Raw genomic sequence first — 16,960 nt, 5'->3', positions numbered from 1 at the left:
CGCGCGGAAACCTTCAACTCTCCTCCCCCCATGATCTTCCTCTCCGCCCTCGCCGCCGCTTGGTTCCTCCTGGTCGCCGCCCTCTACCTCCTTCCCGGCACGGCGCTGCGCCGGGCGGCGGGCTGGTTCTTTCCGCTCGCGGGCTGGGCGGCGGGGATCGGGTGCGGGGCGGCGCTGGCGCCCTGGCAGCGGCTGATCGTCGCCTCGGCGGCGATGCTCTACCTGCTGAAGGGCTCGGTCCTCTTCCGTTATCCCCGGGACCGGATCGCGGCGTTCCCGAAGACGGGCCTGTTCGTCTACCTGACGCTGTGGCCGGGCATCGATGCTGCGCCCTTCGAAAGGCGGGTGGCGGCCGAGCTGCCGGAGGGGGAGAGTGCCCGCTTTTTCCAGGGATACCGGACGATGCTCGGCGGCTTGGTCTTGGCGCTTCTCCTTGCCCTCTTGGAGCCTGCGCTGCCGCCCGCCGTCGTCGCCTGGGCGGGGCTCCTCGCGATTCTGCTGGCGGTCCATCGCGGCTATGCGGAGATCCTGGCTTACCTGATGCGGGCGGCGGGCTGGCCGGTCGCTCCGCTCTTCGACCACCCCTTCCGCAGCGCCTCGCTCCACGATTTCTGGAGCCGCCGCTGGAATCTCGCCTTTGTCCAGCTGGGGAGGATCCTCCTTTTCCCGACGCTCCGGCGGAAGCTTGGGGCGGCGGGGTCGATCGCGGCCATCTTCGTTCTCTCCGGGCTGCTCCACGAGAGCGCCCTCAGCTATCCCGCCGGAGGGGGGTGGGGCGGGCCGTTCTGCTATTTCGTCCTGCAGGGAATCCTGGTGCTGGCGGAGCGCGGCGCGCTGCGGATCGAGGCGAGGTGGCCGGCCCCGGCGCGGAGGGTCTGGACCTGGTTCTGGCTCCTGGCCCCGGCCCCGCTCCTCTTCCACGGGCCGTTCATGGAGGCCCTGATCCTTCCGCTCTATCACCACCTCCACCTCGCGCTCGCGGCCCGGCCTGTCGGCTGGTATCTGAACCTTGCGCTGTGGCTCGCCACCGTCGGCCATCTCTTCGCGATTGCGGCCGGGGTCCAGCTTCCCTGGCGGCTGCAGTGGAAGAGGGACTTCGCGAAGCTCGAGCCTTTCAACCGGAAGATCTTCGTGACCTACTACGGCACGATCGGGCTGACGATCGTCAGTTTCTTCCTGCTGACCGCCGTGCTCCATGCGGAGATGCTCGCGGGAGGGAAGAGCGCGCTGGCGCTCACCGGATTCATCGCCGTCTTCTGGACGATGCGCCTCACCGTCGATTTCTTTTACTTCGACCACCGGGACTGGCCCAAGGGTCCCCAGTTCGTGATCGGCCATACCCTCCTCACCAGCCTCTTCATCGCCATGGCCGGAACCTTCTGGGCTTTGGTCCTGCGGCATCTCGTCTGATCCCGATCTCCATTTCAAATCCAAAACGCATCATGAAAATCGTCATTCCCGGAGGGACCGGCCAGGTCGGCACCCTCCTTGCCCGCGCCTTCCATCGGGACGGCCATGAAGTCGTCGTCCTCAGCCGCCGGGCGGGGCCGCCCGCCGCCGTTCCGTGGCGCGTGGTGCCGTGGGACGGGCGGACGGCGGGGGGCTGGGAGGCGGAACTGGAGGGGGCCGACGCGGTGATCAACCTCGCGGGGCGGAGTGTGAATTGCCGCTATACGGCGGCGAACCGGAAGGAGATCGTCGACTCCCGCCTCGACTCGACGCGGGTCCTCGGCGAGGCGATTGTCCGCGCGGCGCGACCGCCGCGTGTCTGGCTCCAGGCCAGCACGGCGACGATCTACGCCCATCGTTACGACGCGGCGAACGACGAGGAGGGCCTCCTGGGAGGCGACGAGCCGGGAGCGCCCGAGACCTGGAACTTCAGCATCGCGGTGGCGACGGCGTGGGAAAAGACGGCGCTGGCGGCGCTGGCCGGGGTCCCCCTCCCGGCGACCCGCCTCGTCCTCCTCCGCTCGGCGATCGTGATGACGCCGGGGGCGGGCGGCCCGTTCGACCTCCTGCGGCGGCTCGTCCGCCTCGGCCTCGGGGGCCGGTCGGGCGACGGGCGGCAATATGTCTCGTGGATCCACGGGGACGATTTCGTCCGCGCCGTCTCCTGGCTGATCGGCAACGGGGCGATCTCGGGCCACATCAACCTGGCCGCGCCCCATCCGCTGCCGAACGGGGCCTTCATGGCGGGGCTCCGCCGCGCCGCGCGGATTCCCGGCGGCTTCGGCCTTCCGACCCCGGGCTGGCTGCTGGAGATCGCCGCGTTCTTCCTGCGGACCGAGACCGAGCTGATCCTGAAGAGCCGCCGCGTGGTCCCGGCCCGGCTCCTCCGGGAAGGCTTTGCCTTCCGGTTTCCCCAGTGGGGCGAGGCCGCCCGCGACCTGTGCCAGACCGAGGGAGAACGCTGATCCACATTGAATTCCGACTCTTATGCCCCTCATTATCGTCACTCATTTCATCCAGGCCCCGCCGGAGCGGGTCTTCGATCTCGCTCTCAGCGTCGACCTCCATGCCGAGGCCGCCTACCCGGCGCAGGCCACGGCGATCGCCGGGGTCACCCGGGGGCTTCTCGGTCCCGGCGACGCGGTGACGTGGCGGGCGCGGCAGTTCGGCCTCTCCCAGACGCTGACCAGCCGGATCACCGCCTTCGCCCGGCCCGGGCATTTCCGGGATTCGATGGTGGAGGGTCCGTTCCGACGCTTCGACCACGATCATTTCTTCACCGCGCGGGACGGCGGGACCGTCGTCGAGGACCGTTTCGATTTCACGACGCCCTGCGGCTGGCTGGGATCGCTCGCGGATGCCCTGTTCCTGCGCGCCCACATGCGCAGGTTGATCGCGGCCCAGGCGGCGGCGGTCCGGAAGGCCGCCGAGAACGACGGGGGCGACGGCTGGAGGCGTTACCTCGGGGAGAGGTGACCCCTACCGCTTCCCGGCGTCGCGGAGGCGGCGGCAGAGGACGGCGATGATGTCGCGGGCGACTTCGGCGTGGTCGGCGAGGAGTTCGTAGAGGGCCTCGTTGCCGATCTCGAAGAGGAGGGCCCCGGCGTCGTCGGCGGTCGCGGAGGCGGAGCGGGGCTCGGGGTCGAGGGCGGCGAGCTCGCCGAAGACCTGCCGCGCGCCGAGGCGGGCGAGGAGGTGGTCCCCCTTGTGGATGCGGACGGCCCCGAGGGCGATGACGTAGAGGCAGGTCCCTTCCTCGCCCTCGGCGAAGATCGGCGCGCCGGGGGCGAACTCCCGCTCCCGCGCCGTCTCGGCGAGGGCGACGAGCATCTCCTCCGGGACGCCGGAGAAGACGCTGGCCGACTTCAGCAGCATCACTTTTTCAATCGTCAGCATGGTCGCGGGTCAATGGCCGGGGGTGGGGGCGAGGGCGAGGATGCGGCCTTCGGCCCAGCGGGCGGTCTCGCGGACGAAGGCTTCCTCCTCTTCATCCTCCACGGAAGCGCGGAGGGCGGGAAGCGCCGATTTCAGGGTCCCGGCGCGGGGTTGGGCGTGGGCGCTCCCGCCGAGGGCGTAGAGGGCGCAGGCCCGGGTCCAGGGAAGGATCTCGCTGCGGGGGGCGGCGATCAGGTCGAGGAGGAGGGCGGCGGGATCGCCCTTGTTGGTGGGGGAGGCGGGGGCGGGATCGAAGAGGGGGAGGACGACGCCTTTCGCCTCGGCGGGGAGGAGGGTGTCGAGGAGTTCGAGGGCCTTGGCGCGGCGGCGGGAGGCGGCGAGGGAGAGGGCGGGCGAGGGGGAGGCCGCTCCCGGACGGGCCCGTTCGCCGACGAGGACGGTCTCCAGCGCGCGGAGTTCCCGGCCCCCCGGGAAGAGGGAGAGGAGGCGGAGGATCTGGAGGCGGGCTTCGCGGGCCTCGCGCTCGAGGGCCTCGCGGAGCGGGGGATGGGCGGCGAGGAGGCGGGCGAGGTGGTCGAACCCGGCGGCTTCCCCGGCTTCCTCCGTCAGGCGGGCGAGCCAGGCGGCACGGTCCCGGCGCGGGACGGTCCAGCCGGTCTGCGCGAGGGCGCGGAGCCGTTCCTGCCGGAGGACCTTGTCCTCGTCGTCGGGAGCGGAGAGGAGGGCCTCCCGGGCGTGGTCCCAGGCTGTTGTGCCCGCCTCGGCGCGGCCGAGGAGCCGGAGGGCGACGCGGCGGGCCGAGGCGGGGAAGGTCTCGGCCCCGTTCGCGACGACGCCGAGGGGGCCGACCGCCGCGGGGCCGCAGGCGTGGAGGGCGGCGGCGGCGGCCGGGCGGAAGGGGCGCTCCCGGAGGGCGGCGAGGAGGGGCGAGACGAGTTCCTCCCCGGCGAGGGGAAGGGCGGCGCGGAGCGCGGCGAGGCGGACGCTCTCGTCGGGATCGAAGAGGAGGGGGAGGAGGGCGGTGCGCCAACTGAGAGGATCGGAACGGGTTTCGGCTCCGAGGCGGGTGAGGACGGCGATCCCCTCGAGGCGGTCGCTCGCGGTTCCCGATCGGAGGAGCCCGGCCAGCCGTTCGTCGGCCCAGGCGTCGGGTCCGGACTCGACGCCCCCTTCCTCCGGCGCGGGAGCGGACCGGGCGAGGAAGGCGGCGAGCACTTCCCGGCGGGTCTCCCCGTCGCAGCCGGGGAAACGGGCCTGCGCGAAGCGGAGGGCCTCCGCATGGCCGAGGCGGATCGCCGCGCCGAGTGCCGCCCGGGCGATGCGGGCCTCGGCCGCGCCGCCCGGGATCCAGAGGGCCCGCAGCGGCGCTTCCCAGGGCGCGGGGGAGCGGGTTCCCGTCCGCCCGATGCGTTCGATCGCCCAGAGCCGGACTTCCTCCGCCTCGTGCCGGAGGGCGGCGGCGAGGAGCTGCGGCCATTCGGGGCGGTCGGCCCGTTCGAGGAGGTCGAGGGCGTGGAGGACGGCGCCGGGATCGGCGCTCCCCGCCATTTTCAGGAGGAGGGCGACCGAGGCGTCGTCGAGGGTCAGGGCGGTCCCGGAGAGCCGCCGCCGGGTCAGCGCCCGGGCCAGCCGCCGCCCGTATTCGCCGCCCATCTTCCGGGCGACGACGATCCAGCCGACGAGGAAGAGGGCGAGGAGGCCGCAGAGCCACGCGGGAGGGACGGCCCACGCGACGGTGAGGAGCAGGAGGAGCCCCCCCGCGAGGCCCGCCCCGGCGGGATCGATCACCGACTCGGCCCGCGCCTGGAACACGAACTGTTCGTCCTCGGGAAGGGGCTGGTAGAGAATGCGGAAGGCGGGGCCGAGGAGGGCGGCGCGGAAGACCTCGTCGGCGAGCTTCGCCGCGATGATGAGCCAGAAGAAGCCGCCGCCCGTCCCGAAGAGGGAGAGCGCCCCGACCGCCCCCGAGACGGCGAAGCCGCAGGCCCACGGCAGGACGGCGAGGGCGGCGGCGAGGCCGAAGCGGCTGAGGATCGTCCCGGAGAGGAAGAGGCTGAGGACGAGCTGCCCGACGCCGACCCAGGCGGAGAAGCGGCCCATGAAGGCGGCGAGGTTCTCCTCGGTGTGGAACATCGCGTCGAGGCGGTCGAAGTAGAGGAAGTCGGTGAAGAAGAAGGCGAAGTTCGAGAGGACCGAGAGGAAGAGGAAGAGCCGCAGGTAGCGGTCCTCCGCGAGGGAGCGCCAGAGACCGCCGCCGCCCCCGCCTTCCTCCGGCGCGGCGGCTTCGCTCTTCCCCGGCCTGACGTGGGGGGAGGAGGGGCCGGCGGCGAATTTCTCCGGGAAGGCCCGGAGGATGCCGAGGAGGACGGCCAGCCCTGCCGCGAGGGCCGCCGCCGAGACGGAGAAGAGGCCGGGGACGCCGCCCCAGCGGGCGAGGGCCGGGACGGCGAGGCCCGCGGCGATGTTCGCCGCGATCCCCCCGGCGGCGACGAAGCCGAAGAGCCGCTTCCCCTGCCGGACGTCGAAGAGGCGGCTCGCCGTCCCCCAGACGACGATGTTGAGGAAGTTGAAGGCGATCTCCTTCCACAGCATCGCGGCGCAGGCGAGGGCCGGGTGGCGGACGGCGAGGGCAGCCCCCAGCGCGACGCCGAGGGCCACGGCGAGCGTCCCCGGGAGGAGCCGCTGTGCCCCCATCCCGGGCCGGGCGGCGAGCCTCACGTAGAGGGTCCCGAAGGCGACCCCCGCCAGCGCCCCGCCGAGGTAGATGAAGGGAAGGCGGGCCGCGCCGAACTCCGAGAGGAAGGCGGTCCCCGCCGCCGTGTCGAAGCAGACCGCCGCCGCGCCCCGGCAGAAGAAGAGGGCCGTCAACGCCGCCAGCATCGCCCCCTCGCCCGGCGCCAGCCGAAGGCGGAGCCGGGCGGAGAAGAGGGAGAGGGAGGAGGCGGCGGACTTCACGGCGGGGCCGCTATTGCGCGGCGGCGGCCGTCGCCCAGTCGGTCACCCCGTATTTGGCGAGGATCTTGCCGAGGCGGCCGTCGGCGCGCATCGCGGCGACGCCCTCGGAGAGCTGGGCGGCGAGCTCCGGCGCGTTGAGGAAGAGCGGGGAGAAGGCGACGTAGAGGTCGGTCGACGCCTTCAGCGGCCCGGCCTCGACGAGCCGGTCGGCCCTGTCGTAGCTCTTGAGGAAGTATTGGACGACGTTCTTGTCCTCGACGAAGGTCGTGATCCGCTTGTCGAGGAGGGCGGTGGCGAGGGCGGTCAGCGGGCTGTTGTCGCTGAGGACGGGGAAGATCTTCTTCACGTCGCCCCGGTTCTTCGTGATGTAGGCGCCGACCTCGGGGTTGTATTTGTAGTCGGCGATGATGCCGAGGACGATCTTGTCGAGGCTCCCGGCCCCGGCGTACTTCCAGTCGCTCTCGATGCCGACGTAGAACATCCCCTGCGCCCGGCCTTCCTCGATCTTCGGGAAGAGGAGGTCGGGGGCGTCGATCTTGCTCAGGCCGACGATGCCGGTGATCCGCCCTTCCTTCGCGTGGTGGAGGACGGCGTTCCAGGAGGTCGACTGGTAGACGACGTTATAGCCCTTCGCCTCGAAGACCGCCTTCACGATGTCGACCATGAAACCGGTCTCCCCCTTTTCCGAGTCCCCCGTGTAGGGCATGTAGGGATCGGCCTCGAAGGTCAGCGTGTCGGCGGCATGCGTCCGGGAGGCCGGGCCGCCGAGGAGAACCAGGGCCAGGCCCAGGACAAGGAGCGGCGTCGCGGAGGAGAAGAGGGGGCGCATGACGTCGGGATCGTAACGGTCGCTGTGTAAAAGACAATCCTGGGGTGGGGCGGCCCGTTGGGGCTTGCGGGGTCGACCCGGTACAGCTGGAGGTAACCCGCTTTATAGCCCAAGAGGGGCTTCGCCCCTCCTGGAACCTCCTGTTCTGAGGGCCTGAACTAGGCGGACGCGCTTTGGCGGCGCCTTGTCTCCGAACTGTTTTAAAATCCGCTGCTTCCGGGGGCGTCCGAGGGTACGTACTGAAGGGGGAGCAGTACCAATACGCCCAGACTCCTATCGGGAGAGAAGCGTCTGGAAGAATAGCCGCTTCGGGTCCGCCCGCACTCGGACGCGTGGTTCCTCCCCCTGTACAGGGTCTGTACCCCGTCCCGAAGGGCGCTCACCTTCTCTTCGCGACCCCTTGAATTAGCCCAGCCCGATCGCCGAGGCGTGACGCTTTTTCAATCGGTGATACGATCCCGTCGCCATGCGCCTTTCCCTTTCCCTCGCTGTCGTGCTCTTCGCCTTTTCCTGCGCCGGTTTTGGCCAGACTCCCGCCCCGGCGGCGGAAGAGCCGCTGGTCCATTTCCAGTCCGATCTGGTCGCCGATCCCGGTTACGACATCGAGGTGACCGAGGAGAAGCGGGAGGGGAACACCTCGACCCTCCTGGCGATCCACCGGAAGGGCGATCCGCGCGGTTCCCTCGTCATGGGGACGAAGGCGATCTACCAGATCGCGAAGGCCCGCCATGCGGCCTACTTCATCACCCTCAAGGAAAAGATGCGCCCCGACGGGAACTGGTCCCTCGTCGTCGGCTTCCCCGACAACGACCACCCCAACGTCGAGACCGATTTCCCTGTTCCCTACAGCAAGAAGAACCTCTCCGGGAAGACGCGCGTCTGCTTCAGCGTCGCGGAGTGCGCGGTGCTGTTTGAACCCAAAGCCGAGCCCAAGGCCGCCGACGCTCCCGCTGCGACTGCCGAGGCCGTCCCCTCCAGGTAGCCGCCCCCCTTGTGCGGCGTGCTACAGTGGGTCCATGCGCCGCCTCGTTCTTCTTCTCGTCTGGCTCGGCACCGCTCTCGTTCCCGCCTCGTTCGGTCAGAGCATCGACGGCCCGCTTGTCCGCTTCGACTCGACGAAATGGCCGGGGACCGATCCCGCCTTCGACATCAAGGTGAACGAGCTGGAGCGCAACGAGACGACCCATACCTCGAAGGTCCAGGTCATCCGCAAGAAGGGCGGCCCGACCGGGTCGGCCCTCATCTCGACGAAGGGCATCTACGAGATCGCGAAGGCGCGGCACGCCGCCTATTTCGTCACGCTGAAGTCGTGGACCGACCCCGACGGGAGCTGGATGAGCATCGTCGGCTTCCCCGCGGAAAAGAACCCCGATTTCAAGACGGCCTTCGGCGAGCCCTATTCCGAAACGCAGGAGGACGGCGGCAAGCGGATCACGATGAGCGTCGCCGACGCCGCCCGGGTCTTCGAGGGGGACAACACCCTCGGGCAGGTCGTCATTCCCGTCCCTACCAAAGCACCCACTTCGCAGCCGTGACGGCGTCGAGGGCGGCGAGGAGGTGGCAGACGATCGAGGCGAGGAGGACGCCCGCGAAGTTCCGCGAGGCGAGGAACCAGATGCCGAGGATCAGCGCGGCGGCGATTTCCGGCCCGCACGCCGTGGGGCGAAAGAGGGCGAAGGCGACGGTGCTGGCGAGGAAGGAGAACGGGGTGAAGGAGGCGAGCGGGACGGAGAGGAAATCGCGCGCGATCAGCCGCCGCATCAGCCAGCCCCGGATCGCCATCTCGGCGACGAGCGGGAGGACGATCCCCGCGCCGAGGAGCCGGAAGGCGGCCTCCCCCCGGGCGACGGCCCCCGCCCCGAAAATGTAATAGGGATTGAACGGCTCCCCGACGTTCCCCGGCAGCGCGAGGCCGTGGGGCGGCATCGGCCAGACGGTCTGGACGACGGCCCACGCGGCGAAGGCGAGGAGCCCCGCGCCGAAGCTGAACATCGGCCGGAAGACCCCCGCCCCGCTTCCCGCGAGGGGGACGCCGAGGCGCGAGGCCTGGAAGCCGAGGGCGATGAGGACGGCGAAGACCTGGATCGGATAGACGACGTAGACGGCGAGCGGGTGGATCGCCAGCAGCGGGGTGAAGGCGAGCCAGAGGAGGGCGGGGAAGAGGACGGGGAAGGCGGGATGGGCGACGGCCCGGCCGTAGGGGGAGGAAAGCGGGGAATCGGAAGGGGAGGCGCTCATGGAGGCCCCCATTATCCCAGCACCGTCAAGGTCCCGCTGGTGACGCCGAGCTGGTCGGCGACGCGGAGCTCGGCGATGAGGGAGGAGGCCGTCGTCCCGCCGTCGAGGAGGCGGCGGTAGGTCTCGTAGATGCGGCGGGCGGAGGGGCCGTCCTCGTGGAGGAGCTCCAGCCGGAAGCGCCCGGCCCCGGCGGCGCGGAAGGGGGCCACGTAGGCGGCCCCGCTCTGCGCCCGGCCATGGAAGACGGTGTTCCGGCAGCCGACGTCGGCGACGACGGGGTGGACCATGCCGACCCGGTCCTTCAGCGCCACGCGGTGCCGGTCGCACGGGCGGCCGCAGTCGGTGTGGTCCTTCCCCTCGGAGAGGAAGGCGGCGAAGACGCAATGCTCCATATGGAACATCGGCATGTGCTGGTGGAGGACGATCTCGAACCACGCGGGCGGGGCCGAGCGGAGGAGGTCCTCGACCTGCCGCGCGTTGAGGTCGTAGGAGATCGCGACGGTTTCGAGCCCCAGCCCCGACTCGGGCCGCATGAGGATCTGCGCGGTGAGGGCGTTGGCGACGTTGAGGGAGAAGTCGCCGCACTTCCGCAGCGGGGAGGTCTTGAAATAGTCGAGCGCGCCGAGGTTGCGGATCAGGACGCCGTCGGGGGCGGCGTTCTCGATCAGCTTGAAGAAGCCCTGCTCCGCCGCCTTCTGGATGCGGGGGGTGGCGAGCCAGATTTCGGCCTGGCTGCTGTTCTCCTGGGCCTCGCGGACGAGGGCGACGGCCTCCTTGTAGCGGCGGATGTCCTCGAAATCGGCGTAGATCCGGGGGGCCTGATCGGAGGCGAGGAGGGCCGCGATCTGGTCGAGGGTGCGGCAGAGGACCGAGAGGGTAGCGGGAGCGGGATCGGCCTTCCCCGGCACCGGCGGGAGGAGCCGCCGCAAGGCGGGGACGCCGGGCGCGGGCGCGGCGGGCTTCGCCTTGCCCTCGGCCGCCTTCTCCAGCGCCGCGACGGCCTCGCGGCGGAGGCGGTTCAATTCGCTGACGGGGAGGATCGTCTCCCCTTCGAGGGCGGAGTGGACCGCGCCGAGGACGAAGGGCGTCTCGCCGAGGCGGCCCAAGGGGTCGCGCAATCCGGCCTCGGTGAGGGGGCGGTTCCGGGCGGTGTCGAGGGGGACGGCGGAGAGGAGGACGACCTTGGCGGGGGTTCCATCGAGCGTCGCTTCGAGGCGGAGCGGCTCCCCGGCGCGGCCCGAGACGGCGAAGGAGACGGAGCGCCGCTCGCGCTTCGGCTCGGGGTCGCGGGCGAAGGTCTTCTGGAGGGCGGCGTCGAGGCGGGGGTCGTCGGTCTGGTAGACGGCGTCGCCGGGGCGGAGGCGGGCGGTGTCGATCCGGCCCTGCTCGAAGGCGAGGTGGTTCCCCCGCGCCCCGGCCGCCGTCCAGATGCGGCCCCCCTGCTGCCGGTTCTGGTCGCCGCCCGAGTCGAAGAGGAGGCCGTCGCCGGGGCGGAGCGGCTCGCCCGTCCACTCGACCTCGACGCTTCCGTCGGGCCGCGTCTTCCGCACGTGGGCGACGAGGGGGCCGCGCTTGTTCGAGTAGCGGGCGTGGACGAGCTGCTGGTGGTTCACGCCGTGCATCCAGCCGGAGAAGAGGCCGCGCGAGAAGGTCAGCTCCAGCTTCCGGTAATCGGCCTCGGTGACGGCCTCTTCCCGATGCTCCAGCGCGGCGTCGATCGCCTTCCGGTAGACCTGGCAGACGGCGGCGACGTATTCGGGTGCCTTCAGGCGGCCCTCGATCTTGAAGCTCGCGACGCCGAGCTCGATCAGCTTCGGCACCTCGGCGACGGCGGCGAGGTCCTGCGGGGAGAGGAGGTAGGCCTTGTCGCCGAGCTCCTTCACCGCGCCGTCGACGACCAGGCCGTAGGGGAGGCGGCAGGCCTGGGCGCACTCGCCCCGGTTCGCGCTCCGCTGGCCGAGGGACTCACTGGTCAGGCACTGGCCGGAGTAGGCGACGCAGAGGGCGCCGTGGACGAAGACTTCGAGCGGCGGCAGCCCCTCGTTGGCCTCGTCCTGGAAGCGGGCCATGTCCCGCATCGAGATTTCCCGCGCCAGGACGACGCGGGTGACGCCGAGGGTGGAGGCGAAGCGGGCCCCCTCGGGCGAGGTGATCGTCATCTGGGTCGAGGCGTGGATCTCGACGTCGGGGGCGACGGCCCGGGCGAGCTCGACGAGGCCGAGGTCCTGGACGATGATCGCGTCGACCCGCGCCGCCTGGAGGGCGAGGAGGAACTGCTCCGCGTCGGCCAGCTCCGAGGGGAAGACGAGGGTGTTCATCGTCACGTAGGCCCGGAGGCCCCGCGCGTGGAGCCACTCGACCGCCGCGGGGAGTTCCTCCAGCGTGAAGTTGTCGGCCCGGAGGCGGGCGTTGAACCGGGGGAGGCCGAAGAAGACCGCGTCGGCCCCGTTCGCCGCCGCCGCGCGGGCGCACTCCCAGTTCCCGGCGGGGGCCAGGAGCTCGGGACGGAGGCGGGGGGCGGGAGTCGGCATGGGACTGGGCACTCTATCTTCTTCTCCCTGAGGAATCAATGAGGCAATCCCCGCCGGAAAAACGGGCTACACTTACCGGTGGCCAACGGCCCCGAAGTACGTTACGCTTCCCTTGTCATGCCGACGATCTCCCCCTTCGTCAGTGGGTTCTCCCACGCCCCCGCGGCGCATAGCATCACCTCGGTCAACGCCGCCATCTCGACCGACCAGGTCCACCGGGGCAAGCCCCAGAGCATCTCCCAGGAAGCCTCGGCCCGGGCGGCCTCCAACGCGGCCAAGGCCGACGTCGCCCGCGAGACCATCCAGCGGCAGGCCGCGCCGACCTCGACCCCCGTCCCCACCACCGCCCAGCCCCATCCGCAGACGACTTCCTACAATGCCAAGGGGGAGGTTCAGGCGATCGAGCAGGCGCAGACGGGGCGGCGGTTCCACGCGGAGGCGTAAAACGCTTCCGAGGGGCGAAGCCCCTCCCATCTCCCTCCCGACGGGCTGGAGGGCGACCGCTGGAGCCGGGGAGGCCTTGGTCCCCCTTCCGCAGCGGAACGCCTAAATCTACTCATGCGTGTACAAAACCATTGGCTAAAGGTTTGAGGCCCGTATATAAATCGGGTCCGGGAGACCCTCTCTTATCACACTTATGGAAGGAACCGCATCAGCCTCCACCCCGGAGTCGTTGGATTACGCGAAGATCGACCGTCTTCTCGAAAAGACCGAGAAGGAGTTCTCCTTCCTTAAAGTCGGGGAGGACGGCGGCCAGCTTCCGATCCGCGACCTCTTCGCCACCCTCCGCGACGTCGCCGAGTCCGAGGCGGGCTTCTACGCCATCCATCTCTGCGCCGCCCACGCCACGGCGAAGGTCGAGGCCGTCCTCGACACCCTCGGCAACTGGACCGAGGCCGACCTCGCCGAGATCCGCAAGGCGCTCGACGAGCTCAAGGAACTCCGCAAGGACCCCTTCCGCCACTTCGAGCTCCCCCCCGTCGACTACACGAAGATCGACGACGCCCTCGTCCACCTCGAGTCGGAGCTGAAGCTCGCCGAGCCCGGCACCGACGGCGGCCAGCTCCCGATCCGCGACCTCTTCTCCAAGCTCCGCGACAAGACCGGGGGCAACCCCGCCCTGAAGTCGCTCCACGAGGCGGCGATCTTCGCCACCGATTACGTCGAGCGGGTCCTCGAGGGCCTCGCCTCCTGGACCGAGCCGGAGCTCTCCGCCCTCCGCGGCCTCCTCGCCCAGGCGAAGGCCCTCCGGGCCGATTCCGCCCTCCCTTTCGAGGCCCCCGAGGCCGTCGCTCCCCCCGCCTCCTTCGCAGGCAAAGAAATCCCCCCCACCCCCGCGCCCATGCCCACGACCGCCCCCGCCCCCGCTCCGACGGCCGCCGCCGAGGAGCTGGTCCTCACCTTCGACCTCGAGTCCGACGGCGAGATGCTGAAGGAATTCATCGTCGAGTCCTACGAGCACCTCACGAACATCGAGAACGGCGTCCTCGAGCTGGAGGAGAACCCCCAGAACAAGGAGACCCTGAACTCGATCTTCCGGGCGTTCCACACCTTCAAGGGGAGCTCCGGCTTCCTGAACCTCGTCCCCATCAACAAGTCGGCGCACGAGCTGGAGAACCTCCTCGACCTCGCCCGGCAGGACAAGCTCGCCGTCACCACCCCCGTCATCAACATCATCCTTGAAGGCGGCGACGTGCTGAAGCAGTTCGTCGTCGAGATGCAGGCCCAGATCGACGGGAAGAAGAAGGTCGAGCCGATCCTCATCCCGACCTCGGCCCTCATCGTCCGCGTCAAGGCGATCGCCCGGGGCGAGGTTCCCGCCTCGGCCGTCCCCGCGCCCGCCGCCAAGGCCGCACCGGTCGCTTCGGCCAGCGCCGCCGCCGATCACGACCACGACGAGGACGACCACCACGCCCCCGCGCCCGCCGCCCTCACCACGAAGCAGGTCGCCCAGGCGAAGGCGAACGCCGCCGCCGGCCCCGCCACCGAGGGGAAGATGGCCTTCGTCAAGGTCGACACCACGAAGCTCGACGCCCTCTTCGACCTCGTCGGCGAGATGGTCATCGCCCAGTCCCTCGTCGCGCAGGACCCCGACGTGAAGCTCGTCACCAGCCAGCGCCTCTCGCGGAACATCTCCCACCTCTCCCGCATCACCGACGAGCTCCAGAAGACCGCCATGTCGATGCGGATGGTCCCGATCCGGGGCACCTTCCAGAAGATGAACCGCGTCGTCCGCGACATCAGCGCGAAGATCGGCAAGCAGATCGACTTCGTCATCAGCGGCGAGGACACCGAGCTCGACCGCACCATCGTCGAGGAAATCAGCGACCCGCTCCTCCACATGGTCCGGAACTCGGTCGACCACGGCGTCGAGACCCCCGAGGTCCGCGTCGCCAAGGGGAAGCCCCCGCAGGGCCTCGTCGAGCTCCGCGCCTTCCACGAGGGCGGCAACATCGTCATCCAGCTCATCGACAACGGCGCGGGCCTCAACACCGAGCGCATCCTCCGCAAGGCCAAGGAAAACGGCATCATCGCCCCCGACGCCGAGCCGACCGAGCAGGAGATCTTCCACCTCATCTTCGCCCCCGGCTTCTCCACCGCCGACGTGGTGAGCGACATCTCGGGCCGCGGCGTCGGCATGGACGTCGTCCGCCGGAACATCGAGAAGCTCCGCGGCAAGATCGACATCCAGTCGACGAAGGACAAGGGCTCCACCTTCACGATCTACCTCCCCCTCACCCTCGCCATCATCGAGGGCCTCATCGTCCGTGTCGGGAAGCAGCGTTACATCCTCCCGACCCTCTCGGTCCGGGAATCGCTCCGCGTCACCCCGGAGATGGTCTCGACGCTCCACGAGACGAACGAGATGGTCAACGTCCGCGGCTCGATCTTCCCCCTCGTCCGCCTCCACGAGCTCTTCAAGGTCCCCGACGCGATCCAGGAGGCGACCGAGGGGATCGTCGTCATGATCGAGGCCGGGCACGACCAGGCCGCCCTCTTCGTCGACGACCTCATCGGCAAGCAGGAAGTCGTCATCAAGAGCCTCGGCGAGCAGTTCAAGAGCGTGAAGTCGCTCGCCGGCGCGGCGATCCTCGGCGACGGCACCGTCGGCCTCATCCTCGACGCCGCCTCGCTGATCCATCACGGCGAGAAAAAGAAGTAAGAAGAATCCGGAAAGGGAGTCCGGGGCAGGGGTTCTTCCTCACGTAAGCCCCGGGATTGACGCCCGGTACCCGGGGTCGGTACATTGGGGCACGGTGCGAAGCTTCCCCTCAGTCCTGGCCCTGCTTCTCCTCCCCTTCCTCCCCCTGCGCGCCGCACCGCCGGGGGGCGTTCCGCCCCCGGTCCCGGCTCCAGTCCCGGCTCCGGCTCCCAAACCGGCCTCCACCCCCGCCGAGGTTTCCGGTCCCCGGATCTCCCTCGGCATCGACGTCATCGAGAAGGACCAGTTCCGGCTCTTCCAGGGGAAGCGGATCGGCCTCGTCACGAACCAGACCGGCGTCGACGGCCTCGGGCGGAAGACCCGCGTCGTCCTGAAGAACGCGCCCGGCGTGAAGCTCGTCCGCCTCTACGCGCCGGAGCACGGCATCGACGGCGTCATCCTCGCCGGGAAATATGTCCGCTCCCGCGACGACGACCTCACCGGCCTCCCCGTCTACTCCCTCTACGACGACACGCGGAAGCCGACCCCCGAGATGCTGAAGGGCCTCGACATGCTCGTCTACGACATGCAGGACATCGGCGCCCGCAGCTACACCTACATCAGCACGATGATCAAGTGCATGGAGGCCTGCGCCGAGAACAACGTCGAGTTCGTCGTCCTCGACCGGCCCAATCCCCTCGGCGGGCGGCGCGTCGAGGGGCCGCCCGTCGAGACCCGCTGGATGTCGTTCGTCGGCCAGATCCCGACCCCCTACGTCCACGGCCTCACCGTCGGCGAGGCCGCCCGGATGGGCAACGATCTCGGCTGGACGAGCCGCAAGTGCCGCCGCCTCACCATCGTCCCGATGGTCGGCTGGAAGCGCGACATGACGTGGCAGGACACCGGATTGAAGTGGGTCCAGACCTCGCCGAACATCCCCTTTGCCACCTCGCCCCTCTACTACGTCATCACCGGAATCGTCGGCAGCCTGAACGGCGTGAACATCGGCGTCGGCACGCCGACCCCCTTCCAGATCCTCTACGCGCCCGGCCTCCCCGCCCCGGCCCTCGCCGCGAAGATCAACGGGATGAAGGCCGCCGGGATGACCGCCGAGGCCGTCCCGAACGCGAAGATCGGCTGGCCCGGCCTCGTCCTCCGGGTCAATCCCCACACCGAGGGGAACCTCTGCCTCCTCGCCGTCTACCTCCTCCGCGAGGCCTCCCGCAGCAGCGACCTCTTCGAGAAATCGCCCTCCATGGCACTCAACCTTTTTTACAAGGTCTACGGCAGCGCCAGCATCCGCGACAAGATCCAGGACCAGCGCCTGTCGGCGGGGGAAATCGCCTCCGCCTGGCAGCCGAACGTGAGCCGGTTTCGCGAAGTGCGGGCTCCTTATTTGATGTATCAGTAGGAGAAGGCTTAGTTTTCGGATTTAGGCTCCATTGTTATGTTGGAGGGTTGCATGGGATGAGAAGCAATAATTTTTACGATTAAGTGAGCTTCACTCAGATCTCTTCCCGAAACGGTGTAGGAGGATTTTGTCGCGTCGATTGCTGCGCTACTTCCGCCAAAGGCCTGAAAATGGGGATTCAAAGCTTTTATGTAATGAGTTGCGTTTTCAAATGGTTCGGAAAATGACAGCGCTACCTTGTAAGGATCAATATTTTCAGTGGCTGCTTCTGAACCAAATTCAAAAATAGTTACAGCCAATCCATTTGCATCGGCCTCTTGAGAAGTGTTGAGGAGTCGTAAGCCATTTCTCGGGAGATGTTGAACAATGATATCGCGTCCAGCTTGGATGGTGCCTGGTGAGTTATTGGCCGAAATGGTGGTGTTTTTGTCTCTTTCCTTCTGGGCTAGAACTCGAAGCTCGTTTGCTTTTTTGAATTCAAGAAAAGGGGGTATGAGAAAAAACAAGAA

General features: G+C 69.2%; 14 protein-coding genes. 8 read left to right on the top strand and 6 right to left on the bottom strand.

What is annotated here, in order from left to right; translation table 11 throughout:
- Positions 1-30: 30 nt before the first annotated feature.
- From BLU04_RS03460 to BLU04_RS03450, 3 genes are read left to right on the top strand one after another with little or no spacing between them, the layout of a single operon-like run.
- Entirely contained in the window at positions 31-1,410 is a 1,380-nt protein-coding gene (locus BLU04_RS03460; protein WP_093282257.1) for an MBOAT family protein, read from the top strand.
- 32 nt (positions 1,411-1,442) lie between these two features.
- Positions 1,443-2,414 carry a TIGR01777 family oxidoreductase gene (locus BLU04_RS03455; protein ID WP_093282254.1) on the top strand — a complete coding sequence of 324 codons (972 nt, stop codon included), beginning with the start codon at positions 1,443-1,445 and terminating at the stop codon, positions 2,412-2,414.
- Positions 2,415-2,436: 22 nt separating this feature from the next.
- A complete protein-coding gene (locus BLU04_RS03450; protein ID WP_093282251.1) occupies positions 2,437-2,925 on the top strand; it encodes an SRPBCC family protein in 489 nt (162 codons plus the stop codon).
- Between the two features lie 3 nt (positions 2,926-2,928).
- Here the strand turns inward: BLU04_RS03450 and BLU04_RS03445 are convergent, their stop codons facing one another.
- Genes BLU04_RS03445 through BLU04_RS03435 form a run of 3 tightly spaced genes read right to left on the bottom strand, consistent with a single transcriptional unit; the run spans position 2,929 to position 7,129 of the window.
- Positions 2,929-3,345, bottom strand: a complete 417-nt coding sequence (locus BLU04_RS03445; RefSeq protein ID WP_093282249.1) for a cyclic nucleotide-binding domain-containing protein — start codon at positions 3,343-3,345, stop codon at positions 2,929-2,931.
- A gap of 9 nt (positions 3,346-3,354) precedes the next feature.
- A complete protein-coding gene (locus BLU04_RS03440; RefSeq protein WP_093282246.1) occupies positions 3,355-6,300 on the bottom strand; it encodes an Npt1/Npt2 family nucleotide transporter in 2,946 nt (981 codons plus the stop codon).
- A 10-nt stretch (positions 6,301-6,310) separates the two neighbouring features.
- Complete coding sequence (locus tag BLU04_RS03435; protein WP_093282244.1) at positions 6,311-7,129, bottom strand: transporter substrate-binding domain-containing protein; 819 nt, start codon at positions 7,127-7,129, stop codon at positions 6,311-6,313.
- A gap of 466 nt (positions 7,130-7,595) precedes the next feature.
- On the opposite strand from BLU04_RS03435, the gene BLU04_RS03430 reads away from it, so the two are divergent.
- Together BLU04_RS03430 and BLU04_RS03425 are read left to right on the top strand one after the other, a co-directional pair.
- Entirely contained in the window at positions 7,596-8,111 is a 516-nt protein-coding gene (locus tag BLU04_RS03430) for a hypothetical protein (protein ID WP_093282241.1), read from the top strand.
- Positions 8,112-8,145: 34 nt separating this feature from the next.
- Positions 8,146-8,664: a hypothetical protein gene (locus BLU04_RS03425; RefSeq protein ID WP_093282239.1), complete on the top strand. Its 519-nt coding sequence runs from the start codon at positions 8,146-8,148 to the stop codon at positions 8,662-8,664.
- Here BLU04_RS03425 and BLU04_RS03420 read toward each other — a convergent pair.
- Together BLU04_RS03420 and BLU04_RS03415 are read right to left on the bottom strand one after the other, a co-directional pair.
- Positions 8,636-9,367, bottom strand: coding sequence for a CPBP family glutamic-type intramembrane protease (locus tag BLU04_RS03420; protein WP_093282237.1), 732 nt, complete (start codon positions 9,365-9,367; stop codon positions 8,636-8,638). The genes BLU04_RS03425 and BLU04_RS03420 overlap by 29 nt on opposite strands.
- Positions 9,368-9,378: 11 nt before the next feature.
- Entirely contained in the window at positions 9,379-11,898 is a 2,520-nt protein-coding gene (locus BLU04_RS03415) for a U32 family peptidase (protein ID WP_093282234.1), read from the bottom strand.
- Positions 11,899-12,015: 117 nt separating this feature from the next.
- Between BLU04_RS03415 and BLU04_RS03410 the strand changes: the two genes are divergently transcribed.
- The 3 genes from BLU04_RS03410 to BLU04_RS03400 all read left to right on the top strand — a co-directional run bounded on the left by BLU04_RS03410 (position 12,016) and on the right by BLU04_RS03400 (position 16,451).
- Positions 12,016-12,342 (top strand): hypothetical protein, encoded by a 327-nt coding sequence (locus BLU04_RS03410; RefSeq protein WP_093282231.1) that lies wholly within the window; start codon positions 12,016-12,018, stop codon positions 12,340-12,342.
- Positions 12,343-12,535: 193 nt separating this feature from the next.
- Positions 12,536-15,061: a chemotaxis protein CheA gene (locus BLU04_RS03405; protein ID WP_157895077.1), complete on the top strand. Its 2,526-nt coding sequence runs from the start codon at positions 12,536-12,538 to the stop codon at positions 15,059-15,061.
- A gap of 94 nt (positions 15,062-15,155) precedes the next feature.
- On the top strand, positions 15,156-16,451 hold the full coding sequence (locus BLU04_RS03400) for a DUF1343 domain-containing protein (RefSeq protein ID WP_157895076.1): 1,296 nt from the start codon (positions 15,156-15,158) through the stop codon (positions 16,449-16,451).
- Positions 16,452-16,459: 8 nt separating this feature from the next.
- Here the strand turns inward: BLU04_RS03400 and BLU04_RS16265 are convergent, their stop codons facing one another.
- Positions 16,460-16,957 carry a hypothetical protein gene (locus tag BLU04_RS16265; RefSeq protein WP_157895075.1) on the bottom strand — a complete coding sequence of 166 codons (498 nt, stop codon included), beginning with the start codon at positions 16,955-16,957 and terminating at the stop codon, positions 16,460-16,462.
- Positions 16,958-16,960 lie beyond the last annotated feature (3 nt).

The sequence above is a fragment of the Verrucomicrobium sp. GAS474 genome, assembly GCF_900105685.1.
GTDB lineage: Bacteria > Verrucomicrobiota > Verrucomicrobiia > Methylacidiphilales > GAS474 > GAS474.
Note: the sequence above shows the minus strand (reverse complement) of the source record. Positions and strands in the feature narration are given on the sequence as shown.

Excerpts from the sequence above, each read along its gene's own strand:
- BLU04_RS03460 (WP_093282257.1), top strand. The coding sequence starts at position 31 with ATGATCTTCCTCTCCGCCCTCGCCGCCGCTTGGTTCCTCCTGGTCGCC.
- BLU04_RS03455 (WP_093282254.1), top strand. The coding sequence starts at position 1,443 with ATGAAAATCGTCATTCCCGGAGGGACCGGCCAGGTCGGCACCCTCCTT.
- BLU04_RS03450 (WP_093282251.1), top strand. The coding sequence starts at position 2,437 with ATGCCCCTCATTATCGTCACTCATTTCATCCAGGCCCCGCCGGAGCGG.
- BLU04_RS03445 (WP_093282249.1), bottom strand. The coding sequence starts at position 3,345 with ATGCTGACGATTGAAAAAGTGATGCTGCTGAAGTCGGCCAGCGTCTTC.
- BLU04_RS03435 (WP_093282244.1), bottom strand. The coding sequence starts at position 7,129 with ATGCGCCCCCTCTTCTCCTCCGCGACGCCGCTCCTTGTCCTGGGCCTG.
- BLU04_RS03430 (WP_093282241.1), top strand. The coding sequence starts at position 7,596 with ATGCGCCTTTCCCTTTCCCTCGCTGTCGTGCTCTTCGCCTTTTCCTGC.
- BLU04_RS03425 (WP_093282239.1), top strand. The coding sequence starts at position 8,146 with ATGCGCCGCCTCGTTCTTCTTCTCGTCTGGCTCGGCACCGCTCTCGTT.
- BLU04_RS03420 (WP_093282237.1), bottom strand. The coding sequence starts at position 9,367 with ATGAGCGCCTCCCCTTCCGATTCCCCGCTTTCCTCCCCCTACGGCCGG.
- BLU04_RS03415 (WP_093282234.1), bottom strand. The coding sequence starts at position 11,898 with ATGCCGACTCCCGCCCCCCGCCTCCGTCCCGAGCTCCTGGCCCCCGCC.
- BLU04_RS03410 (WP_093282231.1), top strand. The coding sequence starts at position 12,016 with ATGCCGACGATCTCCCCCTTCGTCAGTGGGTTCTCCCACGCCCCCGCG.
- BLU04_RS03405 (WP_157895077.1), top strand. The coding sequence starts at position 12,536 with ATGGAAGGAACCGCATCAGCCTCCACCCCGGAGTCGTTGGATTACGCG.